2 protein-coding genes are annotated in these 2,289 nt (G+C 68.9%); both read right to left on the bottom strand.

Annotation, left to right across the window (positions count from 1 at the left end; translation table 11 throughout):
* Positions 1 to 237 precede the first annotated feature (237 nt).
* Positions 238 to 1,329, bottom strand: a complete 1,092-nt coding sequence (locus ABT247_RS33090; RefSeq protein ID WP_350750242.1) for a DUF475 domain-containing protein — start codon at positions 1,327 to 1,329, stop codon at positions 238 to 240.
* 149 nt (positions 1,330 to 1,478) lie between these two features.
* Positions 1,479 to 2,057, bottom strand: a complete 579-nt coding sequence (locus ABT247_RS33085) for a TerD family protein (RefSeq protein ID WP_350750240.1) — start codon at positions 2,055 to 2,057, stop codon at positions 1,479 to 1,481.
* Positions 2,058 to 2,289 lie beyond the last annotated feature (232 nt).

Genomic DNA, 2,289 nt, shown 5'->3' with positions numbered 1-2,289 from the left:
ATCACGCGGATGGTCAAGGTGGCTCCTAAGGGGGGCGGGGTCAGTGTGCGGCCTTGCCCGAGCGCGGAACGCCGGCGCCCGAGCGCGGAACGCCGGCGCCCGAGCGCGGGACGCCGGCGCCGGAGCGCGGGACACCGGCGCCACCCCCTCCCCGCAACGCGAACGGCCGCCCCCGGGAATCCCGGAGGCGGCCGTCGCGCGTGCCCGGCAGGCCATCTGCTGCCGACCAGTTCCCCGCTACTTGCTGCCGACCAGCTCCCTTTCCTCCTCCGCGCCCGCACGCCGGTTGCGCACGATGGACGAGGCCAGCGCCAGCCCGATGAACGCGACGCCGATCAGGCCGGTGACGATCTCCGGGATGTGGTACTTGATCCCGACCAGCAGGATCACCGCCAGCGCGCCGATCGCGTAGTGCGCGCCGTGCTCCAGGTAGACGTAGTCGTCCAGGGTGCCCTTGCGGACCAGGAAGACCGTCAGCGAGCGGATGTACATCGCGCCGATGCCGAGGCCGAGGGTGATCTGGAAGATGTCGTTGGAGATGGCGAACGCGCCGACCACGCCGTCGAAGGAGAACGACGCGTCCAGCACCTCCAGGTAGAGGAAGAGGAAGAACGCGGCCTTGCCGGCCACCTGGGCGACCGACTTGCCGGACTTCTCGGCCTCCTCCTCGCGCTCGGCCTCCTCCTCCAGCCCCGACTCGAAGATCGAGGAGAGGCCGCCGACCACGAGGTAGGTGATCAGACCGAGCACACCGGCCAGCAGAACGGTTTCGGCGTGCTCCCCGGCGAAGAAGTGGGAGGCCAGCACCAGCGCGACGAGGGCCACGACGCTGGACAGGGCGTCCAGCTTGCCGACCTTCTCCAGCGGGCGCTCCAGCCAGCTCAGCCAGTTGTGCTCCTTCTCCTCGAACACGAAGTCCAGGAAGATCATCAACAGGAAGACGCCGCCGAAGGCCGCGATGGCCGGGTTGGCCGCTTCCAGGTACTGGCCGTAGGTGAGGCCGTTGTAGGTCTTGTCCGAGTGCAGCGCGAGGTCGATCACCGTCGCCGGGTTGAGCTTCGCGGTCAGGCCGACGACCAGCAGCGGGAAGATCAGGCGCATGCCGAAGACGGCGATCAGCACACCGACCGTCAGGAAGATCTTCTGCCAGTACGGGTTCATCCGCTTCAACACCGTGGCGTTGACCACCGCGTTGTCGAAGGAGAGGGAGATCTCCAGGATGGAGAGGATCAGCACGATGCCGAAGCCTTGGGCTCCCCAGAGCAGTCCGGCCGCGACCAGGCCGATGGCGGTGATCGCGAACGACCAGCCGAATGTGCGGAGGAACACGGGAGTTGGCTACCTTTCGGGTTTCTGGCCGTGCCGGGGTCGACCTCGTCCCGAGACGCCTGACCGGGCCCGGGCCCGGTCAGGCCACCCCCGCACCGCCCTCTGTTCTCATGATCGTGAGTCGGATGCGATAAGTCCGTTTTGCGCCCTCACTGTACGTTGACGCCGAAGTCGAGCGCGATGCCGCGCAGGCCCGAGGCGTAACCCTGGCCCACCGCACGGAACTTCCACTCGCCCGCGTACCGGTACAGCTCGCCGAAGATCATCGCGGTCTCGCTGGACGCGTCCTCGGACAGGTCGTAGCGCGCGATCTCCTCGCCGTCGAGGGAGTTGACGACCCGGATGTAGGCGTTGCGGACCTGGCCGAAGTTCTGCAGCCGGGCCTCCGCGTCGTAGATCGACACCGCGAAGACCACCTTGTCCGCCTGGGCCGGGACCAGCTCCAGGTTGACCAGGATCAGCTCGTCGTCGCCAGTGTCGTCGCCGCCCACGAGGTTGTCGCCCTGGTGCTCCACCGAGCCCTCGGGGCTCTTGAGGTTGTTGTAGAAGACGAAGTACTCGTCACCGAGCACCCGCCCACCAGCGCAGAGCAGGGCGCTCGCGTCGAGGTCGAACGGTGCGCCCGTGGTCGAACGGGCGGACCAGCCGAGGCCGATCTGGACCTGCGTCAGGTTCGGCGCAGCCTTGGTGAGCGAGACGTTCCCACCCTTGGCGAGCGTGACCACCATGCTGTTCTTCCTCCCTTGCTTCTCCCGGGGCGCGCCATACAGGTGTAGTCCCCCGCGGCCCCGGCCGGCCCCGTTCGGCCGGCTGAACTTCCTGAACTCACATCCTCGCAGCGCGGCGGACGGGGACGAAGCCGGGGCGGGGGGCGCGGGCCGCGGGGGGGCGGGGCCGGCCCGGGCTGCAGGCGCGGCGGCCCGGCCGGGGCCGCGAGCGGCCACAGAACAGAAGAGCGGG

This window comes from Kitasatospora sp. NPDC001539 (assembly GCF_040298565.1).
GTDB lineage: Bacteria > Actinomycetota > Actinomycetes > Streptomycetales > Streptomycetaceae > Kitasatospora.
The sequence above is the reverse complement of the archived record's forward strand: the minus strand, read 5'-3'. Positions and strand labels throughout refer to the sequence as shown.